This window comes from uncultured Maribacter sp. (genome assembly GCF_947500985.1).
Taxonomy (GTDB): domain Bacteria; phylum Bacteroidota; class Bacteroidia; order Flavobacteriales; family Flavobacteriaceae; genus Maribacter.
In genome coordinates, this window is sequence record NZ_CANMTX010000006.1 from 142,951 (window position 1) to 169,544 (window position 26,594).

The 26,594-nt window shown below is 31.6% G+C and carries 20 protein-coding genes; 16 read left to right on the forward strand and 4 right to left on the reverse strand.

What is annotated here, in order from left to right:
- Window positions 1-20: 20 nt before the first annotated feature.
- The 16 genes from gmd (at window position 21) to Q0871_RS14280 (ending at window position 20,625) form a co-directional block, all read left to right on the forward strand.
- On the forward strand, window positions 21-1,136 hold the full coding sequence (gmd, locus tag Q0871_RS14205; protein ID WP_299325042.1) for a GDP-mannose 4,6-dehydratase: 1,116 nt from the start codon (window positions 21-23) through the stop codon (window positions 1,134-1,136).
- Window positions 1,137-1,416: 280 nt separating this feature from the next.
- Window positions 1,417-2,859 (forward strand): lipopolysaccharide biosynthesis protein, encoded by a 1,443-nt coding sequence (locus Q0871_RS14210; RefSeq protein ID WP_299325043.1) that lies wholly within the window; start codon window positions 1,417-1,419, stop codon window positions 2,857-2,859.
- A 37-nt stretch (window positions 2,860-2,896) separates the two neighbouring features.
- Window positions 2,897-3,601, forward strand: coding sequence for a DapH/DapD/GlmU-related protein (locus tag Q0871_RS14215; RefSeq protein WP_299325045.1), 705 nt, complete (start codon window positions 2,897-2,899; stop codon window positions 3,599-3,601).
- On the forward strand, window positions 3,601-4,767 hold the full coding sequence (locus Q0871_RS14220) for a glycosyltransferase (RefSeq protein WP_299325048.1): 1,167 nt from the start codon (window positions 3,601-3,603) through the stop codon (window positions 4,765-4,767). Before Q0871_RS14215 ends, Q0871_RS14220 begins: the two co-directional genes overlap by 1 nt.
- 146 nt (window positions 4,768-4,913) lie before the next feature.
- Window positions 4,914-6,104 carry a hypothetical protein gene (locus Q0871_RS14225; protein ID WP_299325051.1) on the forward strand — a complete coding sequence of 397 codons (1,191 nt, stop codon included), beginning with the start codon at window positions 4,914-4,916 and terminating at the stop codon, window positions 6,102-6,104.
- A 29-nt stretch (window positions 6,105-6,133) separates the two neighbouring features.
- Window positions 6,134-7,000, forward strand: coding sequence for a glycosyltransferase (locus tag Q0871_RS14230; protein ID WP_299325053.1), 867 nt, complete (start codon window positions 6,134-6,136; stop codon window positions 6,998-7,000).
- A 22-nt stretch (window positions 7,001-7,022) separates the two neighbouring features.
- Window positions 7,023-8,183 carry a glycosyltransferase gene (locus Q0871_RS14235; RefSeq protein WP_299325056.1) on the forward strand — a complete coding sequence of 387 codons (1,161 nt, stop codon included), beginning with the start codon at window positions 7,023-7,025 and terminating at the stop codon, window positions 8,181-8,183.
- A 283-nt stretch (window positions 8,184-8,466) separates the two neighbouring features.
- The gene (locus Q0871_RS14240; RefSeq protein WP_299325057.1) at window positions 8,467-9,498 is read left to right on the forward strand and encodes a hypothetical protein; all 1,032 of its coding nucleotides are present in this window, start codon (window positions 8,467-8,469) and stop codon (window positions 9,496-9,498) included.
- 5 nt (window positions 9,499-9,503) lie between these two features.
- Entirely contained in the window at window positions 9,504-10,727 is a 1,224-nt protein-coding gene (locus Q0871_RS14245; protein ID WP_299325058.1) for a glycosyltransferase, read from the forward strand.
- A gap of 80 nt (window positions 10,728-10,807) precedes the next feature.
- Window positions 10,808-11,887: a glycosyltransferase family 1 protein gene (locus Q0871_RS14250; RefSeq protein WP_299325060.1), complete on the forward strand. Its 1,080-nt coding sequence runs from the start codon at window positions 10,808-10,810 to the stop codon at window positions 11,885-11,887.
- 18 nt (window positions 11,888-11,905) lie between these two features.
- Window positions 11,906-12,679 (forward strand): glycosyltransferase family 2 protein, encoded by a 774-nt coding sequence (locus Q0871_RS14255; RefSeq protein ID WP_299325063.1) that lies wholly within the window; start codon window positions 11,906-11,908, stop codon window positions 12,677-12,679.
- Window positions 12,676-13,587: an NAD(P)-dependent oxidoreductase gene (locus tag Q0871_RS14260; RefSeq protein ID WP_299325065.1), complete on the forward strand. Its 912-nt coding sequence runs from the start codon at window positions 12,676-12,678 to the stop codon at window positions 13,585-13,587. Before Q0871_RS14255 ends, Q0871_RS14260 begins: the two co-directional genes overlap by 4 nt.
- A 27-nt stretch (window positions 13,588-13,614) precedes the next feature.
- Window positions 13,615-15,330, forward strand: a complete 1,716-nt coding sequence (locus Q0871_RS14265) for a carbamoyltransferase C-terminal domain-containing protein (protein ID WP_299325068.1) — start codon at window positions 13,615-13,617, stop codon at window positions 15,328-15,330.
- A gap of 60 nt (window positions 15,331-15,390) precedes the next feature.
- Complete coding sequence (locus tag Q0871_RS14270) at window positions 15,391-16,368, forward strand: UDP-GlcNAc--UDP-phosphate GlcNAc-1-phosphate transferase (RefSeq protein ID WP_299325070.1); 978 nt, start codon at window positions 15,391-15,393, stop codon at window positions 16,366-16,368.
- A 211-nt stretch (window positions 16,369-16,579) separates the two neighbouring features.
- Window positions 16,580-19,951, forward strand: coding sequence for a PQQ-dependent sugar dehydrogenase (locus Q0871_RS14275; protein WP_299325073.1), 3,372 nt, complete (start codon window positions 16,580-16,582; stop codon window positions 19,949-19,951).
- The gene (locus Q0871_RS14280; RefSeq protein ID WP_299325076.1) at window positions 19,948-20,625 is read left to right on the forward strand and encodes a hypothetical protein; all 678 of its coding nucleotides are present in this window, start codon (window positions 19,948-19,950) and stop codon (window positions 20,623-20,625) included. Before Q0871_RS14275 ends, Q0871_RS14280 begins: the two co-directional genes overlap by 4 nt.
- Window positions 20,626-20,726: 101 nt before the next feature.
- Here Q0871_RS14280 and Q0871_RS14285 read toward each other — a convergent pair whose 3' ends face one another.
- The 4 genes from Q0871_RS14285 to Q0871_RS14300 all read right to left on the reverse strand — a co-directional run bounded on the left by Q0871_RS14285 (window position 20,727) and on the right by Q0871_RS14300 (window position 26,536).
- Window positions 20,727-21,908, reverse strand: a complete 1,182-nt coding sequence (locus Q0871_RS14285) for an OmpA family protein (RefSeq protein ID WP_299325078.1) — start codon at window positions 21,906-21,908, stop codon at window positions 20,727-20,729.
- Between the two features lie 120 nt (window positions 21,909-22,028).
- On the reverse strand, window positions 22,029-22,475 hold the full coding sequence (locus Q0871_RS14290) for a hypothetical protein (RefSeq protein WP_299325081.1): 447 nt from the start codon (window positions 22,473-22,475) through the stop codon (window positions 22,029-22,031).
- Window positions 22,468-23,607, reverse strand: a complete 1,140-nt coding sequence (gene bshA, locus Q0871_RS14295) for an N-acetyl-alpha-D-glucosaminyl L-malate synthase BshA (RefSeq protein ID WP_299325083.1) — start codon at window positions 23,605-23,607, stop codon at window positions 22,468-22,470. Before bshA ends, Q0871_RS14290 begins: the two co-directional genes overlap by 8 nt.
- Before the next feature lie 19 nt (window positions 23,608-23,626).
- A complete protein-coding gene (locus Q0871_RS14300; RefSeq protein WP_299325086.1) occupies window positions 23,627-26,536 on the reverse strand; it encodes a glycoside hydrolase family 3 N-terminal domain-containing protein in 2,910 nt (969 codons plus the stop codon).
- Window positions 26,537-26,594 lie beyond the last annotated feature (58 nt).

The following is a 26,594-nucleotide window of genomic DNA, read 5'->3' on the forward strand; positions in this document are numbered from 1 at the left end:
AGTACAAATAAATAAACATAATGAGTAAAGTTGCATTAATTACAGGGGTTACCGGACAAGATGGAGCCTATTTAAGTGAATTTCTTTTAAAGAAAGGATATATCGTTCATGGTTTAAAAAGAAGATCATCTCTTTTTAATACTGACAGAATAGATCATTTATATCAAGATCCTCATGTAGAACATAGAAACTTCATATTACATTATGGTGATATGACTGATAGTACAAACTTGATTAGAATAATTCAAGAAGTGCAACCAGATGAAATTTATAATTTGGCAGCCATGAGTCATGTTCATGTTTCTTTTGAAGTACCTGAATACACAGCTAATGCAGACGGTATTGGTACGCTACGAATTTTAGATGCAGTTAGAATGTTAGGGCTTTCTGAGAAAACTAGAATATATCAGGCGTCAACATCAGAATTATACGGTAAGGTACAAGAAGTACCACAATCAGAAACCACACCATTTTACCCTAGAAGTCCATATGCCGTTGCCAAAATGTACGCCTATTGGATTACTGTAAATTATAGAGAAGCTTATGGTATGTATGCTTGTAATGGAATCTTATTTAACCATGAATCACCTATTAGAGGAGAAACCTTTGTTACACGAAAAATTACACGAGCAACTGCAAGAATTGCTTTAGGTCTACAAGACAAAATTTACCTTGGTAATCTAGACGCCCAAAGAGATTGGGGCCATGCAAAAGATTATGTACGCATGATGTGGATGATTCTACAAGCAGAAGAAGCCGAGGATTGGGTTATTGCTACCGGTAAAACTACTCCTGTAAGAGAATTTGTCCGTATGAGTTTCCAAGAAGTTGGTATTGAATTAGAATTTAAAGGGGAAGGCGTTAACGAAAAAGGATATGTAAAAGCTTGTAACAACCCAGAATTTCAATTAGAAATTGGGAAGGAAGTTCTAGGTGTTGACCCAAAGTACTTTAGACCTACAGAAGTTGAATTGTTAATTGGTGATCCAACTAAAGCCAAAACTAAACTTGGATGGGATACTGAATATGAATTAAAAGATTTAGTTCAAGACATGATGCAAAGCGATGTTAAGCTTATGCAGAAAGATCAATACCTTAAAGATGGGGGATACCGAATTTTAAATTATTTCGAATAATCTAATCAATTAAGTCATATTAAAATAACATCCCCTAAGTTGATAGTTAATTTTTAACAATTAACCCATCACTTAGGGGATTTTTAAATATTATAATGAATAAATATTTTAAATATACATTTTATAACACTGTAATTTTAAAAGTACCATTGTTAAAAAAAGTAACCCAAAGAGGGTATTCCAATTTAGGTTGAAAAAACGCTATAAATACATAAAAAATATTGAAAATATTTTTACTGCTACAAACTAGGATTATATCTATTACCAAAAAAAATAAAATATGAGTATTGGAAATAAGATGTTCAAAGGTGCTATTTGGAGCACAGTTGAACGCCTTTCAGTTCAATTAGTTTCTTTTGCATTGACCATAGTTCTAGCAAGGTTATTAACCCCTAATGAATATGGTACAGTTGGACTACTAATTGTTTTTATCTCATTTTCTCAAGTTTTTATTGATTCAGGCTTTAGCAAGGCATTAATTCAAAAGCAGAATAGAACAAATGAAGATATTTCAACTGTCTTTTATTTTAACTTATTAGTCGCGTTGATATGCTACTTACTATTGTGGGTATGCTCCCCCTATATTTCAAATTTTTATAATATTCCTAAATTAGACAACCTTTTAAAAGTCTTGTCAATTTCATTATTTTTCAATGCCTTGTTTGCAATTCCAAACACCTTATTAAGCATTGAAATGAACTTTAAATCAATTACCAAGGTTAATTTCACTTCTACTGTAATTAGTGGAGTAATAGCAATTTATTTAGCATATAAAGATTTTGGAGAATGGGCATTAGTTTACCAAACGTTAATAAAATCAATGCTAATGGCTTTGTTCTTTTGGTTTGCAACTAAATGGAAACCTATTTTAATTTTCTCTAAAGAATCATTTAAAAGCTTATTCGGGTTTGGATCAAAACTATTAGTTAATAGTATAATGAATAATCTTGTTAATAATTTTGCTTCCTTATTTATAGCAAAAATTATTAATGCTCAACAATTAGGTTTTTATACAAGGGGAACACAAAACGCCGACACTGCTTTTAGTACAATTAATTCTATTATAGACAACGTATTATTACCTGGCTTAGCTCCTTTACAACATCAAATAGAGCAACTTATTGATGGTACAAAAAAAATTATAAAAACTGCCGCATTGTTAGTTATACCAATATTTTTTGGACTTACTATCATATCAAAACCTCTTGTATTATTATTATTGACTGAGAAATGGGCTCCAGCAATTCCAATAATGCAACTAATTTGTCTTTCAAGATTAATAACTATAATATCAGGTATTAATATCAACCTTCTTTATGTTCTTGGGCGAAGTGACCTTGCTTTAAAACAACAATATTTTAAAATAGCAATTAGAATTGTTCTTTTATTTGTAGCATTAAAATATGGCATCGTATGGATTGCAGCAGCAGAATTATTTTCTACAATTATTCATTTTTTCATAAACACTTATTATCCTGGAAAAATGATGAAATATGGCGCAAAGGACCAGATAAAAGACATTTTTCCAATTTTAATAAGTGGTCTTGTAATGGCCATACCCGGGTTATTGATTGTATATTTTACCACTTTCTCTGAAATCATAAAAATTATTTGTACCATAACAGCATGTTTAATAACCTACTATTTCATGATACGAATATTAAAAATTGAAGAATACAAAATGTTAATCAATAGAATTTCATCCTTAATTAAAAAACAGTAAATAACAGACTATCCAGTTATTTAAAATATTGATCATTATGTCTAATAAATTCAAACAGTTCATATTATCAAGTGAAATACTTAAAAGCTTAAGTTTTTATGGCATACGACTATATTTGAAATATGTTAAAAAACATATCATAGGTGAAAATGCTAAAGTGGGATACTCCTCTAAATTAATTGGCAATAATATTATTGGTGAAAACTGCAGTTTTATAGGAAGTAAATTAGGCTTCGCTTCTTACATCTCTAAAGACACTCATCTTCAAGATGTAAAAATTGGCAACTATTGTTCTATAGGTCCGAACGTTCTATCAATTCATGGTACACATCCCACTAAAAAATATGTTAGTACACATCCCGCTTTTTTTTCTACAGATTTTGCATACTCATATACCAAAGAACAATTGTTTAAAGAAAAGCCAGAGCCTTTAGAAAGTAATGAACCCTATAAAACTTTAATAGGAAATGACGTTTGGGTAGGCGCTTCTGTCAATATAATAGAAGGAGTTAAATTAGGAGATGGGTGTATCGTAGCAGCTGGATCATTAGTGAATAAGGATGTAGAACCATATTCAATTGTTGGCGGAGTACCAGCAAAACATATTCGATATAGATTTGAACCAAATGAAATTGTCTTTTTATTAGACTTTAAGTGGTGGCAAAAATCCGAAGAATGGATTAGAACTAATTCTTTACTTTTTTCTGATATAAAAGAGTTTATAAATAATACCGATAAATAATGACATCAAAATATAAATCCCTTCCAGTTATTGTAATTATAGCATTTAACAGACCAGACTCTTTAAGTAGAATATTGCGTTCAATAAGCGAAGCCAAATATCCTAAGGAGAATGTAAATCTTATTATTAGTATTGATAAATCAGATAATAATCAAGATGTACTTGATGTCGCAAATAAGTTTGACTGGAAAAATGGCGATAAAAAAGTCAAGTATCAATCAAAAAATTTAGGTCTAAGAAAACATATCCTAAAGTGTATGTCATTTGCAAGTGAATATGGAAGTATGATTATGCTAGAAGATGATTTGTATGTATCACCAGATTATTATAACTATTCAAAACAAGCACTAGAGTTCTCTGAAAATAATGAAAATATAGCTGGTATTTCACTTTATAATCATCAGTATAATGTTCATAAACAGGAGAACTTTATATCTATAGAAGATGGTTACGACAATTATTATTTTCAACTTGCCTCGTCTTGGGGTCAAGCATGGAATGCCCAACAAATTAAGTTTTTCTTAAATTGGTATAATCAAAAAATTGACATAAATAAATTAGATGGAATACCAACATATGTTAGCAATTGGCCTGAAAAATCGTGGTTGAAACACTTCATAGCATACACGGTAAGTCAAGATAAATTTTTTATATATCCTAAGATTTCGTTGACTACTAATTTTGGTGATGAAGGTGCAAACATGGATGTTTCTAATACCTATTACCAAGTCCCTATACTCTTAAGTTCTGGTAAAAAATATAATTTTAGCACATTAAATGAATCACGTGCTATTTACGACGTATATTTTGAAAATTTATGTATTAGCAACGAACTAAACTTAGATAAAAAAGATATTACAATTGATCTCTATGGCATTAAACCTTTAGAAGGTGGTAAAAGATATCTTCTTACTTCTTTAAATTATAACTATAAAATAATAAAATCATTTGCCCGAAGTTTTAAACCCCATGACTTAAATATTATTTATAATATACACGGTACTGACTTTTTTCTATATGATACTAATGTTAAATCAACTAATAACATAAAAATTAAGTCATTCGATATAATCGATTACAATAAAAAAACTATATCTCTTACTGAGTCATTTGTTATATTTAGGCATAAATTTATACAGAGGCTTCTAATTTTCTTTGGTAAATAATTTAAGTTTTATAAAAAAAACTTGCTGGATAAAAGTAAAAATTACATTTGCAATCTTTTTTAAATCCATAAAACCATGAAGCACTTCTACTAAGTTAATTTCATTTTATAATCAAACCTTAATCCAAACTAGGTAACACTATTTCAATGTCAAATTCAATTATAAATTCTATAGGATATTTAAGAGTTATACTATTTTTAACTTATTTGATTGATCCATTCAATTATGGATATCTTTTTGGTGCCTTATTAATTATAAGTATTATTACAGATAAATTATTGGTTGAAAAATTAGATTTCAATTTCACTTTATTATTATTATTTTCTATCTGTTATGCTATATTTTACATATTTAACCTAGAACTAGGATCTCAATTCATTTTAATTTACGCGCTTTTTCCGGCAGGATTTTACCTTATAGGTAAAACCTTTAATAATAAGAGTTTAAATAATACTCAACTGTATTATTTATTATTTGCAAGTGGTTTCATTTTCTCTCTGCCAGCAATGGTTTCAGTATTGACTTCAATAATTGACAAAGGTTTTGTTGTTATAGAAAGAGATGTACCCATGATATGGGGAGGTAATGTTATCCCAGCAACTAACATGGCCGCATATTTTGTTTTAAACATGAGTATTCCCGCATTCCTAGTAGCAGGTTTTAAAAAATTCAATTTGTCACTGAAAATTTTGATGATTACTACTTTTATTTTATCCGTAGTATGTGTATTAAGATTAGGTAGTAGAACTCAATTATCTATATTTTTCATCACTTTTATTATATCATTAATATTTTTAATACGCCGTCAGACCGTGAAACAAAACGTTACCTTATTTGGTATCTTGTTTCTAATTTTCAATGTGTTTTTAAGCTATGTTTCTTTTGATAAAGATTCGGATATAATGAGTGCATTTGCTGGAAGGATGGAAAGCAAAAAATATGGTGCCGCTACAGCAGGTGGAAGAACAGAACGTTGGACCAAATCTATAATTAACTTATGGGAAAAACCTTTGGGCTGGGATGTAACTGATTTTGGATTTTCTCATAATCTATGGTTTGATATTGCTAGAGTTGGTGGAACTTTATCTTTTATTTTACTTTTGATATTCACCATTAAAAATGCCGTTAACATTAAAAAAGCAATTTTACTTATTCCACAAAATGCCTTATTGAATACAGCATTTATATGTTATGGTCTTTCATTTTATTTATTGTTTTTTGTTGAACCGATATTTGATGGATATTTTCCGCTATTTGTATTTTATTGCTTTTTCTTAGGAATTATTGCTCAATATAATATAAACAATAGAGCAATAAAGAAGGAACAAAATAGTTAAATCTAAATAACTATTAGTTTATTCCATAAATGAAAATTGCCGTATTACTTACTTGCTTTAATAGAAGAGAAAAAACTCTTAAATCATTAAAGTATTTATTTGAATCATACCAAAATGTACAAGAACAAATTTCTTTAAATATCTATTTAACGGATGATGGTTCTACCGATGGTACAGGTGAAGCCGTAAAATTAAATTACCCAGAAGCAACAATACTGCAAGGTAATGGTAACTTATATTGGGCCGGTGGTATGCGTAATTCTTGGCAAGAAGCCGTTAAAGAAGATTACGATGCCTATTTATTGTTAAATGACGATACATTTGTCTATACTAACATGTTTACACAATTATTAGATACACATAGCTATTCGCTTGATAAATATGGTATGGGAGGTATCTACCTTGGGTCAACTAAAGATTTAGAAACTGGTCTTTTAAGTTATGGCGGGGCTAAATTGACTAATAAGTTTTTGTTTAAATATCAGTTTGTAGAGCCTAATGGAAAAATTCAAAACTGTGAATTAGGTAATGCCAACATTATGATGGTCAGTAAAGACGTAGTTTCTAAAATAGGAATATTATCTGAGGGCTATGTACATGGCGTTGCTGATTATGATTATACCCTAAAAGCGGTAGCAAAAAATATTCCAGTATTAATATGTAAAGAATATTGTGGCACATGTACGGATGATCACTCTGATATTTACTTATCATTCCCAACAAAAAATTTTAAAGAAAGACTTAAGTTACTAAAAAGTCCATTAGCATTAGATTTTGGTTCAAACCTTAACTTAATGAAGAGACACTTTCCTTTAAGAGTTCCGTTTGTTTTAATAAGCGCCGGTTTTAAATTATTGCTTCCTAATCTCTATGTAAAATTATCTAACTTAAGATAATTTTATAAATTCAATTTTTAAGATGTCTCAAAAAAAACCTTTAGTTCTATTTCTAAATAATATTGCGCCTCTATACAGACAAAATGTTTGGACTAAATATTTAGAATCTGAAAAAATGGATTTGCATTTTTTTTTCGGAAAAGAATCTTCAACTGGAATAAAGACCATAAATTTTAATGAAAAAAAATTAAAACCTCATACTGGTAAGATTAACATCTTAAAAAATATTTATATTAAACAGTATTTAGTATGGCAGAATTTTAACATATTTAATTGGATTAAAAAAAAACCACAAACCATTATTCTATTAGGAGAGTTTAACATTCTCAGTAATTGGATCATTACCTTTTTCGCAAAAGTTAACAACATAGAAATTGTGTCGAAAGGTCATGGAATGTATGGCAATGAAAAAGGACTTAAATTATTGGCAAGAAAATCTTTTCTTAAAATATGCAACAAACATATTGTTTACGAAAAACATGGAAAAAGCATTTTAAGTAAAAATGGTATTGACCCTGATAATATTCATATTTTGTTTAATTCATTAGATTACGAAAAGCAAAAAAAATATAGAGAATTAATACCAGAGTTAAATAAATCAAAAATTCTTTACTTTTTTGATAAACCTGAGCTCCCAACCCTAATTTTCATCGGTAGATTAACTAAGGTTAAAAAGTTGGAATTAATTATTGATGCCATCAAACTAATGCAAAAAAACACACCCGTTAACTTTTTAATAGTTGGTGACGGAAATGAAAAAAGTAATCTTGAGAAACTAGCATCAGAAAGCCTGAATAATAATTGTTATCATTTCTATGGTGAAAGCTATGACGAAGCTGTTAACAATAATTTGATTGCAGTAAGTGACTTATGCGTTTCACCTGGCAATGTAGGTTTAACAGCCATCCATTCTTTGAGCTACGGAACGCCCGTTTGTACCCATTCCAATCTAATGGAACAAATGCCAGAGGCAGAAGCGATACTAGATGGTATCAACGGTGTTTTATTTGAACAAAACGATGTAGAAAGTCTTAAGGATGCCATAACATCATGGATAAACAAAATACATGACAGACAAAAAGTAAGAGAGAATTGCTATAAAGTCATTGATGAATATTACAATCCAAATTACCAAAAAAAGGTTATTGAGAATCTAATCGAAGGTAACAAGCCATTTATATGAAAATCTATCGCTGATATTAACAGCAATGTTAGATTTACTTTCTTAACATTTTGTAATAGACTTCTCCCCATTTTTTTTGTGATAACATGAGAATTTGCTATTGTATAATACCTCACTGATATGAAGTTAAAACAGCAAATCTAATTAGTATTAAATAATATATTCATTGTAAGAAAATTAATCAATAGATTCTATAAAAGCTTTACATCTATTATATACTCTATATACCGATTAATAATTATTATTAGTCTTTTTTATCTAAAATTTGCTTCAAAATCAAAACATGACAGAGTATATAGCCACCTGGGTTTATTTAGATTCCTCTTCTGAAAAGTCAAAATATCCAAACAATAAAGGAGATTCTACAACGCCTGAATTTCAAGCCGTTTACTGGCGTTGTATTGTATTATTTTTTAAAACTTCATTACGTTTTAATAAAAATGTTACTCATTTAATATTTACAAATACTACTCATATACCAACTATAGATGGTATGGACTTAAATGTATTTTTTAAAAAAAATAATATTGAAGTAGTCACTTTAGATAACAAATACCCACTACCGAATAACTATTTTGGAAAATTCAGAAATCAATATTTCGAGTTTTCCATTATCGACCACATGGCTACCAGAATGCAAAATGAAGATGGTTTTCTTTTGCTTGACTCTGATTGTATCTTCACCCAACCAATGGATAATGCTTTTAAAGAACTAAAAGCAGAAGAAATGGCAATTACCTATGTTGTTGATCATGAAACCGATTACATGATACATGGCGTTAGCGGAGATAATATGAAAGAGATATTCAATGACTTTGGTGTTGTTTTAGATCAAAACCCATATTACAGTGGAGGTGAACTTTTATTCGCTAAAGGAGCTTTTATAAAAAATGTTTCAAACGATTTTCCTCAATTGTTTGAAGATATGCTTAAACGACATAAAGAAGGAAAAATTAAGTTTAACGAAGAAGCCCACGTACTTAGTTATTACTTTTATAAGCATAACGCACTTATGTCCGGAATGGATAAGTATATAAAACGTTTATGGACTAATAGAAACTATTTTAGAAATGTTCAGCCTGATGATGTTAACCTTGCCATTTGGCATTTACCTAATGAAAAAAATACCGGTTTAGATAAATTATTCAGTATGCTTACAAATGGCAATGATTTTACATTATTACCAGAAAAAGAATATTTAGAAACCGTTCATGATACATTATTAAAAAAGTCAAATTACAAGAAAGACTATATTGCTATGTTTAAAGATTTTGGCTCAAAATTTTTAATGATGGTGGGTTTAAAAACTAAATAATTAATTTGACAAGAAATAAAAAAAACATAGTTCAAATAAATGTAGAATCAAATTTTGGATCTACAGGTAAAATTTGTGTGAACATAAGTGATTATTTAGAATCTCATGAAAACGAGCCGCATATCGCACATGGTCCTATTCATAGAGATACCAATAACAGCACCTACCAAATAGGAACTAAATTTGATTATTACCTACATATACTAAACACCAGAATCTTTGACAAACATGGTCTTGGCTCTAAAAAAGCTACCAAGGAATTTTTAAAAAAACTCAAAGATTCTAAACCAGATTTAATTCACCTTCATAATATTCATGGATATTACATTAATTATGAATTGTTATTTCAATTTGTAAAAGATACTGAAATACCTGTGGTATGGACCTTACATGATTGTTGGTCATTTACTGGGCATTGCACACATTTTGAATATATTGATTGTGAGAAATATAAAACAGCCTGTACAAAGTGTCCATTAACGCATACCTATCCTAAAAGCTGGTTAATTGATCGGTCTTTAAAAAATTTTAATCAGAAGAAAGAATCATTTACAGGAGTAAAAAACTTAACATTGGTACCTGTATCTAAATGGCTTGCTACTAAAGTAGAGCAATCCTTCTTAAGCCCCTACCCTATTCATACTATTACCAACGGCATAGATATTAATATATTTAAACCAGTACAAGATTCAAATTATAAAAAAGAAAAAGGATGGGAAGGTTTAAAAATAATTCTTGGCGTTGCCAGTGTATGGGATAAAACCAAAGGATGGGAAGATTTCATCAAAATTGCTCCAAATCTTAAGGAAGATGAAAGAATTATATTAGTTGGCTTGAGTAAACAACAAATTGAAACACTACCAAAAAATATTATAGGTATTAAAAGAACTGATTCAAAAGAAGAATTGATAGAATTGTATTCTCTTGCAGATGTTTTTATGAATTTAACCTATGCTGACACCTACCCTACTACAAATTTAGAAGCACTTGCTTGTGGCACACCAGTAATTACATATAATACCGGTGGTAGTGTAGAAGAGATTACCGATTATAATGGTGCAATTGTTGAACAAGGAAACTATTTAGATGCTTATAAAACTTTTGACAACATGGGTAATATTTTTAAAAAAATACACTCACAAACCATTAGAAATAATGCAATTAAGAAGTTCGACAAAAATTTTCAGTTAAAAAAGTATGACGAACTATACCAATCTCTTTTAAATTAACGTTAGACAATACATATCAACCATATATTAAAAAACTAACATTTTCAAATCAACGATTGAAAATTGAAAAAGTCCCTTTAATGAATTTAATTTTAGATAACATTATATTTTCTTTACAAGATGCTGGAGGTATATCAAATTATTGGTACCAAATCTTAAAAAGAATTAAAAAAGAAGAGGGCTTACACATATACCTATTTGATGATTCTGAAAAATCTTCTAATATTTTCAGACAAGAGCTAAATCTTTCTAATTTTGAACACTTAGGCAAAAGTCCAGGTTTGGTTGGTAGATATACCAATCCGAAGCTTGCCCAACTGAGTGAAAAAGCAATTTTTCATTCCAGTTACTATCGCTATTCTAGAAACTCTAAACATATAAATATCACTACGGTTCATGATTTTACTTATGAACATTATTTCTCTGGCATACAGTTATATGCACATACAAACCAAAAAAGAAAAGCATTAGTAAATTCTGATGGTATAATATGTGTTTCGGAAAATACAAAACGAGATATGCTCTACTTTTTTCCTGAGTTAGCCGATAAAAAAATTATTGTCATTCCTCATGGTGTAGGTACTAATTTTTACCAAATAGATAAAAAAGAATTAAAGGATAAAGTATATTTTGATGGTAGACCATTTATATTATATGTAGGTGACCGAAAGGCTTTATATAAAAACTTTAATCTTACAGTTAGAGCCAGTAAACTAAGTGGACTGCCCTTAGCAATAATTGGAGGTAGCCCTTTAAGCGAAAAAGAACAGACCTATATCAAAGCTAAATTACAAACTGAAGATTATATCCATTTTAATGGTGTTTCTAATGAAGAGCTTAATGAATTTTATAATCAAGCACTTTGTCTGGTCTACCCTTCATCGTACGAAGGTTTTGGTCTTCCGCTTTTAGAAGCCCAAAGTGCAGGTTGTCCAGTTATAGCGATGAATACATCTTCAATACCAGAAGTTGTAGAAGAAAGTGGTATTCTCTTAGAAGAAGAATCACCGCAACTTATTGCTGAACATATTAAGCAATTACTGGTTGAAGAGTACAGAAATGATCTAGTTCAAAAAGGGTTAGAAAATGTCAAAAGGTTTACTTGGAATAATACATTTCAAAAAACATTAGACTTTTATAAAGAATTAATAAACCAATAAGTTTATACCAATTTTGTAATGAGTATAGAAAAGCAAGATATAAAATCATTGGTAAGCATTATAACCGGTACTTATAACAGTTCTAAATTTATTAGTGATTGTGTTAGCAGTATCGATAATCAAGTCTATGACAACATTGAGCATATTATAATTGATGGTAATTCTAAAGACAATACCGTTTCCATCATTGAAGATATGCCTAACAGAGTATCTAAAATCATATCAGAAAAAGATGATGGTATTTATGATGCTATGAACAAAGGTTTGAAATTAGCAGAAGGAGATATATTAGGTATTCTTAACTCTGATGATTTTTATAACTCCAATGAAGTAATACAAAGTGTCGTAAAAGCTTTTGAAGATCCAAACATTGATTGTGTGTATGGAGATTTAGTTTATGTTGAACAATTAAATACTGATAAAGTAGTTAGAAATTGGGTGACAGGACCGTATAAAGAAAATGCGTTTAAGAAAGGTTGGCATCCTGCACATCCATCATTTTTTGTTAGAAATTCTATTTATAAAAAATTAGGATATTTTGATTTGAATTTTGGTCTTGCCGCTGACTTTGAATTAATGCTACGCTTTTTAGAAAAACATAAAATAAAAGGTACCTACCTACCAACGCCCATGGTTAGAATGAGGCTTGGTGGTGCCACTAATAAAAGTTTAAAAAATATTTTACAAGGAAATAAAGAATGTGTTGAAGCGTTTAAAGCAAACGATTTAAAAGTTTCAGCGGCATACCCCTTATATAGACTACTACCCAAATTAAAACAATTTCTTAAATGAAAGTTCTAATAACAGGTGGCAATGGATTTTTAGGTAGCTATTTCGTAAATCATTGGAAAGCGAAAGGAAACGAGGTTTTCACCTTAGGAAGAGGTGAAAAAAGTGATTTAAAATGTAATATCAAAGATGAAATACCTAAAATTAATCAAGACATTGATTATGTTATTCATATAGCAGGAAAAGCACATAGTATTCCTAAAAGTAAAGCAGATGAAGAGGATTTTTACAATGTAAACGTAAAAGGAACAGCTAATCTACTAAAGGGTTTAAACCAAAAAAACATAAAAGGTTTTATGTTTATTAGTAGCGTTGCTGTTTATGGTGCTAAACATGGATCAAATATTACTGAAAAAAACAACTTAGAAGCCACAGATAGTTACGGAAAAACAAAAATTGAAGCTGAAAAAATAATTACAGAATGGGGATTAAAAGAAAATATTACGATTTCAATTATAAGACCCCCATTGATAATAGGTAAAAATGCACCTGGCAATTTAGGTAAGATGATTACCGGAATTGAAAAGGGACGGTATTTTAATATTGCGGACGGAAAAGCAAAACGATCTGTAGTTTTAGCGGAGGATTTGGCAAATTTTTCAACAGATCTAATATCTATTGGTGGAGTATATAATTTAACAGATGGTTTTGATGCTAGTTTCAATCAACTATCAGATGTTATTTCAAAAGCTAAGAATAAACAAAAAGTAAAGAATATGCCTCTTTGGTTAGCCAAAGGAATTGCGAAAACTGGAGATTTCATTGAACTAATATTAAAAAAAGAAGCTCCTTTTTCAACAAAAAAATTAAAACAAATGACAACTGATTTAACGTTCAGTTCAAATAAAGCTAGTGCAATAGGTTGGAAACCGAATGGAGTAGTTACGAACGTTGACTTATGGATTAATTAAGATAAGACCATTTTAAAACTATAAATAATGATAATTTTAGGATTAAACACACATCACGCAGACTCTTCAGCAGCAATATTTGTTGATGGTAAATTAATTGCCGCTACAGAAGAAGAGCGTTTTACAAGAATAAAACATTGGGCAGGCTTCCCTGCCGAGGCTATTAAGTTTTGTTTAAAAGAGGCTAATACTACTTTAGAAGAAGTAGATTATATCACCTTAGGTAGAGATCCTAAAGCTAAAATTGATAAGAAGGCACTTTATGCACTTACCAATTTAAAGACAGGTACTTCATTATTAAAAAATCGTTGGGAAAATAGAAAAGATATTTCTTCTATGGCCGAACAATTTGAAAATGCGTTTAATATTCCTCAAGATATTATCAATGCCAAATTAATTAATGTAGAACATCATAGAGCTCACTTAGCATCAGCTTTCTTTGCTAGCCCATTTGAAGAATCTGCAATAATATCAATTGACGGATCCGGTGATTTTACGACCACAATGTTTGCTTATGGAAAAGGGAATAAAATAGAAGTTTTAGATTCTATCGACTACCCAGTTTCGTTAGGTTTTCTGTACACGGCATTTACTCACTTTTTAGGTTTCCCACATTATGGTGATGAATATAAAGTAATGGGTTTAGCCCCTTATGGAGAACCTAAATATGTAGATAAAGTAAAGAAGTTATTAAAATTTAAGGACAAAGGTCTTTGGACTTGGAAGAAGCAATATTTCGGTGAAATAAAAGCTTTGTATGAGAACAATCAACCTATTGTTGAACCTTTCTTTACTAAAAAGTTCGAAGAGCTTTTTGGTACACCTAGAGATCCAAAAGGAGAGTTAACACAATACCATAAAGATTTAGCAAAATCTGTACAGGTAGCTACAGAAGATGTCATTTTCCATATGGCAAATCATTTACAAAAAGCTACAGGAAGTAAGAATATCTGCATTGCCGGTGGGGTTGCACAAAACTCTGTTGCAAACGGAAAAATAATTGCAAATACAGACTTTGATAATCTTTATATACCATCTGCTGGTCATGATGCTGGTATTTCTATGGGGTCTGCGTTATACCACTATAATCAAACGTTAGACTTCCCAAGGGCAGGTGAACAAAAATCTGCATCAACAGGTTCACATTTCAGTAATGATGAAATTGAGGCTTATTTAAAGAGCAAAGGTGTTTCTTATAAAAAAATGGAAGATGCCGAACTTTACGACTATATTTCAGATAAGTTAATTGTTCCTTCGGTTGTAGGGTGGTATCAAGGTAGAGCTGAATTTGGACCAAGAGCACTTGGTAACAGATCTATTATTGCAGATCCACGTAACGAACAGGCAAAAGAACTCTTAAACTTAAAAATTAAGCGAAGAGAGAGCTTTAGACCTTTTGCACCTTCTATATTGAAAGAATATGTAGGTGAGTATTTTGAATACGACCAAAATGTTCCTTTTATGGAAAAAGTATTTCCTATTAAAAAAGAAAAGCATGCAGAGATACCTGCAGTTACACACGTTGATGGTACTGGAAGATTACAGAGCGTTGATAAAGATGTATCACCTAGGTATTACAACTTAATAGAGGCATTTAGAAAAAAGACAGGGGTACCTATCCTTCTAAATACTTCATTTAACGAAAATGAACCTATAGTAAATACTCCGGCTGAAGCCTATTCTTGTTTTGAAAGAACAGCTATGGATGTTTTAGTAATGGAGAATATCGTTGTTGAACGCTAATCATTGATTTTTAGAAATATACGTTTCTAACTAAAAGAACTTTTAAAAAAGTTAAAATAAATGAGTTCAATTACTCTTTTTGTAATCACATTTTTAATTCTAATTTTTTGTGCCTATTTGTACATACAACTAGCACAGAAATTTGGAATTGAAGATGTGCCTAATCATAGAAGTTCACACACGCTAAAAACTATTAGAGGAGGTGGTATTCTATTTGTTATATCAATATTTATATATTTTTTCAGCCAGTCTTTACCTCTACCCTACCTATTTACTGCTATATTCTTAGTTGCTCTTATTAGTTTTATTGATGATTTAAAAACACTGGGCACGTTGAGTAGATTTGGAACACAAATCATTGCGGTAGCATTGGTTTTTTATCAATTAAACCTTTTTGGGAATTCTATTTTTATAATTATTCCTTTATTAATATTCTGCCTAGGCATTGTAAACATTTACAATTTCATGGATGGCATTAATGGTATAACCGGTTTTTATTCGTTAAGCGTATTATTGACCGTTTTATATTTAAATTACTCAACTAACATTATCGATTATCAAATTTTAGTTTTTGGTATATTAGGTATAGTAGTTTTTGGTTTCTTTAATTTTAGAAAAAAAGCAATTTTCTTTGCAGGTGACATTGGTAGTATATCTATTGGTGTATTCGTTACATTCTTACTCTTGTTGTTTTCGTTTAAAATGAATTCACCACTTCCATTCATGTTTGTCTCGGTTTATTTGGTTGATGGTGGAGTTACTATCATTTCAAGATTATTAAAAAAAGAAAATATTCTTAAACCACATAAGAGTCATCTATATCAAAATCTTGTACATCTAAAATCGGTAAAGCACTTAACTGTTGCAGGCGGCTACGCTATAGTTCAGCTTTTAGTAAATATTATCGTATTAATGGTAATACATGAAAATCTATCACTTCAATTGCTAACTACCATACCTCTTGTTTTAGTACTAATTGTCTTGCATATATTTATTAATAGAAAAATGAAACCTAATCTTATTAAGCAGAGCTCATAAGTTGCTATTCTAAAAGAGTATAATTTTAATTTTTATATGAATTATTAAGATAGGATATTACTAGTAACCTCTTTCAATTTTATTTTAACCGCTTCGAGTAAATTTATTATTTAAATCGCTTTATTTATTACTTTCGCGTAGTTTACTGTTAACCATAGACTAAACCGCAGTAATATTTAATGATTTTAATATCAATTCCCCCGAATATTTCATGGTTAATCACAAGCATTTTTTATTAATATTATTCTTTTGGATATTTTCATACGCCCATAGTCAAGAACTATCATATGAAAATGCCTTTCCTAATCTCTCATTTAATTTTTCGACTGAAATACAAGGTAGCGTTGATGGCACTAACCGAATGTTCGTCGTAGAACAGCAAGGGCTTATAAAAGTATTTCCAAATAAAGCCAATGTTACCCTAGAAGAACAAACTACATTTTTAGATATTTCTTCAATAGTATCCTATAGCGCAGGTCAAGAAATTGGACTTTTAGGTCTTGCCTTTCACCCTAACTATACTACCAACGGTTATGTTTTCGTCTACTATATAGATCAGCCAAGCAATTACAGAATTAATATTGCCCGCTATAAAGTGGATAATTCCAATCCAAACTTGATTGATCCTAATTCAGAAACCATAATTGCACAATTCACCAAAAATCAATCAGACTCCAATCACAATGGTGGTAAAATTGCTTTTGGTCCAGATGGCTATTTATACATCTCTATTGGTGATGGCGGTGGTGGTGGTGACCCACAGGGTAATGGTCAAAACTTGAATACAGTTTTCGGAAGTTTACTTCGAATCGACATTGATCTTGATGGTAATAACCCTACTGAGACAAACCCAGAATTACCAAATGGTAATTATGAAATACCTTCAGATAATCCAAGAGTTGGCCAATCGGGATTAGATGAGTTGTATGCCTGGGGTATTAGAAACACCTGGAAATTTTCTTTTGACCTTACAGGTAATCTATGGGGATCAGATGTGGGTCAAAATTCATACGAAGAAATAAATATTATTACCAGAGGTGGTAACTATGGATGGAACAGATTTGAGGCAAATACAGAACCTAGCTATGGCAGCGAAACAATACTTGCTACCTCACCCGATATTAAGCCCATATTCTTATATGATCACAGTGCATCAGATGTTTCAATTACTGGTGGCTACACCTATAAAGGCTCATTGACCAATAATAATTTAAAGAACAAATATATTTATGGCGATTATGTTTCTGGTCGTGTGTGGGCTTTAGATTATAACACCAGTACAGGAAATACTACTAACGAATTTCTCTTTAAGACCAACGGAGAATTCATTTCCTCATTTGGCGAAGATGAAGCTGGCGAACTTTATTTTTCAGATTATGGTACTGACGCTAAATTATATAAATTAACAGAAAACATTTCAGGTCCGGTTACCACGCCTGTTGACGGTATTGGAGAATGGAAATCACTATCTTCTGGCACCAACGGAATAATACAATCAATTTCAAGCTCAATAGATGGTCTAAATTATATTGCCGGTTCTTTTACTTCTGCAGGTAATATCAATCTATCAGATTTAGCGACTTTAAATACAACCGAAGAGTGGGCTTCACTTGGTGTTGATATTGATGGTACAATATTGGCAACTGCAATAGCTAATAATGGTTCTCTCTACATTGCAGGCGATTTTGCTACCATCAACGGAATTGAGGTAAATAATATCGCTCAATGGAACGGCAGTTCTTGGTCAGCTTTAAGTTCTGGTACCAATGGACCAGTATCTACATTAGCCCTTAATGAAAACGGCGTTTTATTTATAGGTGGTGTGTTTACCTCTGCCGGTGGGTTAAATGCAAATAATATTTCAAAATGGGAAAATAACGCCTGGGGTTTACTTACCGACAATTCCACTAATATTTCTGGAACAAATAATGAGGTACGATCCATACACATAGACGATAATAATACAGTCTATGTAGGTGGAAATTTTGATACTGCAGGTGGCATGTCGGCCTCAAGAATTGCTCAGTGGAACGGCTCTAATTGGTCTGCACTTGGTTCTGGCACTAGTGGATTTGTAGAAGCCATGAATTCTGCAGGTGACTATTTATATGTTGGAGGTAATTTTGCCATTGCCGGAGATAAAACTGTTAATAGAATAGCCCGGTACCATAAAAACAATAACACTTGGGAAGCATTAGGAACTGGAGTAAGTGGAAATGTAAACGCAATTACCAGCAGTGGAACTTATATATATGTTGGTGGTACATTTGATACTGCAAGTGATAACGGTACAGTTGACAAAGTAGTGAACAATATTGCTCGCTGGAGTACGGAAAATGGTTGGCAGGCTTTAGGCACAGCTACAAATGTAGGGGTAAATACTAGAGTTAATGCTATACAGTTTATTAAGAATGAAACCGAGCTATTGGTTGGTGGTAATTTTAGTACTGCAGGAAATATCAATGCGAATAACATTGGAATATGGGGAGAAGTTTTTTGCACTGACGAAAGTGTAACACCCGAATATTTGATTGATGACACATGGGATAGTAAAAGCAACAACGTAACTATAGCTGAAGGAGATGCCATAACCTTAAGCATTTTACCTAATGACATTTCTTTTACCATCACTTTACCTGGAGGTTCCGTCGTAAATAATGATTATGTAATAGAGAACACAAATACTTCACAATCTGGGACATATATTTTTACAACGTCAGAAGGTTGCACTACAGATTTCATATTAACAATAACAGCTGATAACAATGATGATGATTATGATGGCGACGGTATATTAAACGTAGACGATATTTGCTCGAATACTCCTATTGGTGAAATAGTGAATGAAAATGGATGTACGGTAACATCATATCCTGCAAATCAATTTAAAATTACTTCAACTGGTACTTCTTGTATTAGTTCCAATAACGGATCTATATTCATTGAATCATTAAACGATGAAGAATTTAATGCTTCTATTACTGGTGAAGGTGAAAATAGAGCTATTGGCTTCACAGAAACGCTAACTATTTTAGACTTAGCAAAAGGGGAATATAATCTATGTATCTCTTCTACGACATCAACAAATTATCAAAATTGTTCTAAAATAATTATTACCGAGCCTTTACCCTTAAGTGTATTGTTAGAACTCGATGCTTTGACCAATAGTGTAAACTTAAAAATGAGTGGCGCCAATGAATACACCGTTGAAGTAAACGGTAAAATTTTTCAAACTGAAAAAGAACAAATCAACCTACCGTTATTAGATGAAACTAATACTATTAGCGTTAGTACAAATCAACTTTGCCAAGGGAAATTTGAAGAAACGATATATTTAGGAACTACTGCAATAATTTATCCTAATCCGGTAGGTAATAGTCTATCAATAGATTTAAAAACTCTTACAATAGATAAGATTGAAATAGCTATTTTTACAGAAGCAGGAGTTTTAGTACATTCTAACGACTATAAAGTTGAACAATCAATCATTGAAATCAATACTAGCTCACTAGGCTCTGGTATTTATTTTTTAAGATTGAAGAATGATAACTTCAATAAATCCTTCAAATTTTTAAAACAGTGAAAAAAAGCGCATTTTTAGTTTTCCTAATATTAACAATACAATCGTGCGGTGTAGATTCAGATGTTTTGGAATACTCCAAAGATCAAATAAATATCACGCTTATTTTTCCTGAAGATGACTCAGAATGTACAGAAGGTATTATTGTTTCAGATACACAAAGCGAGCTCGTATTTGAATGGTCAGATGAAAATGATAATAGTCCATACACTGTCTATTTAACAAATCTCTTAAGCTCTCGAACAGAATTAATTGCAAGTGATGATACCGATGTTGCTATAACACTAGACCGAGGTGTAGCTTATTCGTGGTATGTAACCGGAAAAATAAATAGCAGCAGTGAAATTTGGAGTTTCTACAACGAAGGTCCAGGCTTAGAATCTACTATTCCATATCCTGCGACGGCTATTTCACCCGTTTCCGGTGCATCAATCTCGCAAACAAGTACATTGGTTAATCTAATCTGGAAATCAGAGGATCCTGACAACGATATCGTGTCTTATGATTTATATTTTGGAGAAGTAAAGGACCCAGAACTTTATGGAATTGATGTGACAGAAACGAGATTTAATGATATACCTGTTGAGGCTGGCAAAATCTATTATTGGAAAATTGTAACCAAAGATAGTATTGGTAATGAATCTACCTCTGAGGTATTCACATTTTCTGTTGGTTAAACTATCTTACCATTTAATTCTGCACTTTTAAATGTTTAAAATAAAAAAGCCCCTATAGTAAAGTAATTACTAAAGGGGCTTTATATAAAATATATTCCTTATTAGAATTCTTGTATAACAAATTCAGATCGTCTATTTACCGCATGCTTCTCTTCTGGACAATAGGTATTGTCATCACATTCATTTAATAACATAGATTCCCCATATGCCTCTGTAGTTAATTTATCTTCAGAAACACCTTTAGAAATCATGTAAGCCTTAGTTTTATCTACTCTTCGTTGAGATAGCCAGTCATTATATTTAGATGTTCCTCGAGAATCGGTATGAGAAGTAATCTTTAATTTTAATGTTGGAATTTTCTTTAATACTTGGGCCAAAGAATCCAAAACTATTTTTGATGAAGAATTTACGTATGATGAATTCAAGTCAAAGTAAACATTACCTAAATTTTCAATTTTAGATTTTATTTCTGCTTTACGTTTATTGATAGCATCAACTTTGGCTTTCTCAGCAGCAGCTAGTGCATCTGCTTCTTGTTGTTTCTTTAGTCTTTCTGCCAGTAAGGCTTCGTCTTTTAAACGATTAACCTCATTAATAGAATCTGTTTGACGTTGTTTCTCTTTTGCAATTGCGGCTAACAATTCTAAATTCTCTTCACCTCTTTTAGAGAGTCCTTTTTCAATACCGAATTGATAAACAGCTCCTGCCCCATACTGTATGTGATTAGAAACACCTTCTGCTTCACTCATAGCCCATTTACCAGTTGCATTAAGGTCTAACCCCCATCTGTCAGAAAACCATGTTCTAAAACCTACTACAGCATTATATGTACCTCTTCCTCGATTGTTTGCATCTGTATAACCAGCGCCTATGCCAACATAAGGATCAAACCAAGCAGTTTCACCAATAATTTTATTTAAATCATACGTTATTCTACCATCTAAGCCAAAATAACTGATGTTTTCCGCTATTATTTCTCCATCAACATTTTTCCCTTCTTTATATTTATTATAAGTTCCAATAGCTTCTAGACCCAAACCACTTTTAAAATACCTTCCAATACTTACTCTCGATGGATAAGGAACAAAATTCCATTCATCTCCAAAATTAAAAAGTCCGTCAAAAACGTTACCCGAATCATCGACAGCATTTAAACCTACACCGAAAATCCATGAACTCTGCACAATACTATCTTTTGCCGTTATTTGAAATTCATCTTGAGCAAAAGTGACAGAAGTAATCAGAAATAGTAATAAAAAACTAAAAACAGTAGTAGTTTTCATAATTATAAATTTGGGGTTATAAAATGTAAAATTAGTTGTAGATGAGGAGGTTGACAAATAATTACCGTGTACAGCAATTAAAATCGTTTGATAGTCGAATGTAGAATTATTATCGACTAATTACTTTATAATTTTGAGATTTTTTGTACTTAAAGGCAACTTATATATGCTGAATGGACTTACAATAAAACTATTTTCTTCTTTAGATGCTGTAGTTTTAAGCTTATGAACTTGTAAATAATCAGCCTTCTCGTTCAATTCTAAATCAGCATAATTAGAAGCTGTACTGTCGCCACACCAAATGAGAATCATTTCGGTACTAAAATCTATTGAAGGCGGAGTCAATCCTGGTTTTCTTGTACGGTTTATTTTACCATAAAAAGCATTTAATTCTTTTTGATTCTTTATTAAAAGATACTCTTCTTGTTCAAATCCGCTATAATTTTCATTTAAGATAAGTTCCATACCTGTATGATTAGTTTCTTGTAAACTACTTTGGGCAGTACCCTTACAAGAATTCAGCTGAATTAAAGCCAATAGAAAAAAACAAGGAAAATATTTAAACATTTTTAAATCTACCTTTATAAGCCCTTTCATATACTTCTTCATAAAGCGGAACCACTTTCTGAATATCAAAACGTTGTGCTTCTTTTAAGGCATTCAGTTTAAACCGTTCTAAAACGTTATCATTCTTTAAAATAGTAATTGCTTTCGCGGCCATATCATTAATATCACCTACATCACTTAAAAATCCGCTAACGCCTTCTGTATTCACTTCTGGTATACCACCCGCGTTACTAGAAATAACAGGAACCTTGTTTATCATAGCTTCTAAAGCTGCTAGTCCGAAACTTTCTGTCTCTGACGGTAATAAGAATAAATCTGAAAAGCATAAAATCTTATCTATCTCATTACTATTACCTAAAAATATAACCTTATCTGCTATACCTAATTCTTCACACAAGCGTTCTGCACCTTCTTTCTCAGGACCTTCGCCGACCATAATTAATTTAGAAGGAATTTGAAGTTGAATTTTACTGAATATCTTGACGACATCAGGTATACGTTTTACTTTTCTAAAATTACTTATGTGCGTAACTATTCGTTCACCTTCAGTTGCCATGTTAGACCTTTGACAATCTGTAAAAGATGTACTATATTTTTTAGCATCTATAAAGTTAGGGATAACTTCTATTTCGCCTTTTATGTCAAAAGTATCTAAAGTACCTTGTTTTAAACTTTCAGAAACCGAAGTAACAACATCAGATTGATTGATACTAAAAGTAACAGCTGGTTTATAAAAAGGATGTTTACCTACTAAAGTAATATCGGTACCATGCAATGTGGTAATCATAGGTACATAAATACCCTCTTCTTCTAGCATTTTCTTTGCCATGTACCCAGCATATGCATGCGGAATAGCATAATGCACATGTAGTAAATCTATTTTATGAAGCTTAATAGTATCAACTAACTTGCTAGATAATGCAAGTTCATAAGGCTGATAGTGAAACAGTGGATATTCTGGCACATGAACTTCATGAAAGAATATTTTATTACTCAACAACTCTAAACGAACAGGTTGCTTATAGGTAATAAAATGAATTTCATGACCTCTGTTAGCCAGTGCAATTCCTAATTCTGTTGCGACAACACCACTACCACCAAAGGTAGGGTAACATACTATTGCTATTTTCATTACAACAAAACTAACTTTTTTAATTCAGAATTGAATCGTAAATAGCCTGTTGAATTCTAGTTCTTAACCCAGATTTAACTAAAAGTGTGTTAGATGCAGATGGATATGTTCTGTTGGATAAAAATACGTAGACAATTTCTTCTTCTGGATCAGCCCAAGTATACGTTCCTGTAAAACCACTGTGCCCAAAACTTTTTCTAGAAACACAACCACAGGTCGGACCACTGTGCTGTAACTGTGGTTTATCAAACCCTACTCCCCTACGCACATTGTTATCACAAAAATAACAGGTATTGAATTTTTTAACCGTTCTAGAATCGAAAAACTTAGTACCTCCATAATATCCATCTTGAAGGTACATTTGCATAATCTTGGCAATGTCATTAGAGTTACTAAAGAGTCCGGCATGCCCACCGACGCCTGCTTGCATTGCAGCACCCATATCATGAACGTAACCTTGTACGGTACCATATCTATAATAGTTATCTTCCTCAGAAGGAACAATCATATTTTTATCAAATTTCTCTAAAGGATTATATGAGGTGTGGTTTGCCCCTATTCTATTATAAAGAAAATTATTTGTTAATCCGTCTAGCCTTTGACCATAACTTTCTTCAACAACCTTTTTCATTACATAATACGGTACGTCACTGTAACGGTATCTATTAGACTTTAAATCTTGTCTACCAATTCTATTATAAATTGAGTCTTTGTACGCATCTGCTAAATACAGGTTATCATATACTTTAGTTGAAAAACCGGGTAATGGCGAATTTCTATAAAATTCACCTGAAGGCTTTTTATTTTCGTCCAATGTATTAATGTAAAAAGGAATCCATGCAGGCAAACGCCCATAATGCGAAAGTGCTTTTAAAACGGTAACATTTTTAATTTCGGTGTTAGAATAATTCGGCACCAATTCTTCAAAAGTATTGTTCAAACCTATTCTGCCTTCTTCCTCCATTTTCATTACCATTGGTAATGTGGCTAATATTTTTGTCAAAGAAGCCAAATCATATATATAATCATTGGTAATCTTTTCTTTGCTGTCGAATGTGGGTTTACCAAAGCTTTTCTGATAGATTACTTTTCCCTTTCGAGCAACTAAAACTTGAGCACCAGGAAACATTAAACTATCTAAACCATGACTCATTAACTCATCTATTTCTCTAAGTCCTTTTGAGCTCATACCAACACGCTCTGGAATACTATATCCCAATCTACTTAAAGATTTAACTTGCACTCCTGTATTTACAGGAAATTCTTGATGGGCACTAACAGGCAATTTACCGGTAGCACTTACCGCTCCAAATAATACTTCTGCAGTTTTTTCTTGTGCTATATCACTATTCTGATAAGACATTACCACAGCATCGATTGTATCATATGATTTGATATCTGATAAAGCATATGGCTTGGCAAAAACACAAAGTATAAGATTAGAAGTACGTTCGCTGCCAATTGCTTGCAGCCAGTTTAATTCTTTAGTAGAAAGTTTATATGATTTCCAGGGACTTTCATTACTCTTATGATGCCCAACAATAATTAAATTGAAATCTTTAAGTTTAGCTTTCAAGGAATTTATATCATTCGCCTCAACCACAGTAACATCGGCATAATTCTTCAATCCTTTTATGAAAGCCTCGTTATCAGAATCGCCTATTTTCACATAAGCAATCTTCTTATTATCTAAATTCTTGATAGATAATATATCTAGCTTATTCTTTACAACGGTAATCGCATTTTCTATAGCTTGCTCATAAATAATATCATCTTCAAGGCTATTTAAATCTTCATATAAGTTTTCTATTTGTACAGGCTTATATTTATTTAAACCAGCCTTATATTTTGCCTGTAATATTTTTTTGACAGAATAAGCCAAACGCTCTTCAGACAACTTACCCTTTTCGAAGGCTTTGGTTAATTTTTCTTTTGCACTTACAATATTCTCTGGCATTAATAACATATCGTTACCTGCCATAAATGCATCTAACTCAACGCTACCGTCTTTTCCTTTTGTAGAAACCCCTTTCATATTTAGGGCATCGGTAAAAATTAATCCCTCGTAACCTAATTCTTCCTTTAAAATTCCGGATATGATTTGCTCCGATAAAGAAGAAGGCATCCCTTTTTTCATTTCAAGTGCAGGAACCTCTAAGTGAGCTACCATTATACTACTTAAACCTGAACTGATTAATTTCTTAAACGGATATAGTTCTAAGCTATCCAGTCTTTTTCTTGAGAAAGGAATTACCGGTAAATTATGATGAGAATCTACTTCTGTATCACCATGACCAGGAAAATGCTTCCCATTTGCCAATACCCCAGCGCTTTCCATACCTCGGACAAAAGCAATTCCCTTATCAACAACATTATCTCTATTCTCACCAAAAGAACGATTTCCAATAATAGGATTTTTCGGATTTGTATTGATATCTAAATCTGGGGCAAAATTAATTTGCACTCCTAAACGTTTAGCATGCTCACCTATTTGATATCCTACTTTTTCTACAATCGAATTATCTTGAATAGCCCCCAAAGTCATATTCCAAGGAAATGCATAGGTAGAATCTAATCTCATAGAAAGTCCCCACTCAGCATCCATTCCAATAAGTAATGGAATTTTTGAAGCAGCTTGATAATCATTTGTAAGTTTTGCTTGTCTAACAGGTCCGCCTTTAGAAAAGATAACACCACCCAGGTTCTCTTTAAGTATTAAATCCTTTATTAGATTCGTAGCTTGCTTACTTTGATTAGAGGCAACACTGACCATAAATAGCTGACCCAACTTTTGATCCAAGCTCATTTGACCATACTGCGCATCTACCCAACGTTGTTGAGCAGTACTGTCTTTGGTTACTAAGGGGTTTTGAGCCAGTAAACTTGAACAGCAAAACAATCCACAAATAAGAATAAAAATATAGCGCATAAAAATATATGTACTGAGATAACTATTATGGATTGAAATTATTGCATTTCATCGATAA

Coding starts and splice junctions, on each gene's coding strand:
- gmd (WP_299325042.1), top strand. CDS start 21: ATGAGTAAAGTTGCATTAATTACAGGGGTTACCGGACAAGATGGAGCC.
- Q0871_RS14210 (WP_299325043.1), top strand. CDS start 1,417: ATGAGTATTGGAAATAAGATGTTCAAAGGTGCTATTTGGAGCACAGTT.
- Q0871_RS14215 (WP_299325045.1), top strand. CDS start 2,897: ATGTCTAATAAATTCAAACAGTTCATATTATCAAGTGAAATACTTAAA.
- Q0871_RS14220 (WP_299325048.1), top strand. CDS start 3,601: ATGACATCAAAATATAAATCCCTTCCAGTTATTGTAATTATAGCATTT.
- Q0871_RS14225 (WP_299325051.1), top strand. CDS start 4,914: ATGTCAAATTCAATTATAAATTCTATAGGATATTTAAGAGTTATACTA.
- Q0871_RS14230 (WP_299325053.1), top strand. CDS start 6,134: ATGAAAATTGCCGTATTACTTACTTGCTTTAATAGAAGAGAAAAAACT.
- Q0871_RS14235 (WP_299325056.1), top strand. CDS start 7,023: ATGTCTCAAAAAAAACCTTTAGTTCTATTTCTAAATAATATTGCGCCT.
- Q0871_RS14240 (WP_299325057.1), top strand. CDS start 8,467: ATGACAGAGTATATAGCCACCTGGGTTTATTTAGATTCCTCTTCTGAA.
- Q0871_RS14250 (WP_299325060.1), top strand. CDS start 10,808: ATGAATTTAATTTTAGATAACATTATATTTTCTTTACAAGATGCTGGA.
- Q0871_RS14255 (WP_299325063.1), top strand. CDS start 11,906: ATGAGTATAGAAAAGCAAGATATAAAATCATTGGTAAGCATTATAACC.
- Q0871_RS14260 (WP_299325065.1), top strand. CDS start 12,676: ATGAAAGTTCTAATAACAGGTGGCAATGGATTTTTAGGTAGCTATTTC.
- Q0871_RS14265 (WP_299325068.1), top strand. CDS start 13,615: ATGATAATTTTAGGATTAAACACACATCACGCAGACTCTTCAGCAGCA.
- Q0871_RS14270 (WP_299325070.1), top strand. CDS start 15,391: ATGAGTTCAATTACTCTTTTTGTAATCACATTTTTAATTCTAATTTTT.
- Q0871_RS14275 (WP_299325073.1), top strand. CDS start 16,580: ATGGTTAATCACAAGCATTTTTTATTAATATTATTCTTTTGGATATTT.
- Q0871_RS14285 (WP_299325078.1), bottom strand. CDS start 21,908: ATGAAAACTACTACTGTTTTTAGTTTTTTATTACTATTTCTGATTACT.
- Q0871_RS14290 (WP_299325081.1), bottom strand. CDS start 22,475: ATGTTTAAATATTTTCCTTGTTTTTTTCTATTGGCTTTAATTCAGCTG.
- bshA (WP_299325083.1), bottom strand. CDS start 23,607: ATGAAAATAGCAATAGTATGTTACCCTACCTTTGGTGGTAGTGGTGTT.
- Q0871_RS14300 (WP_299325086.1), bottom strand. CDS start 26,536: ATGCGCTATATTTTTATTCTTATTTGTGGATTGTTTTGCTGTTCAAGT.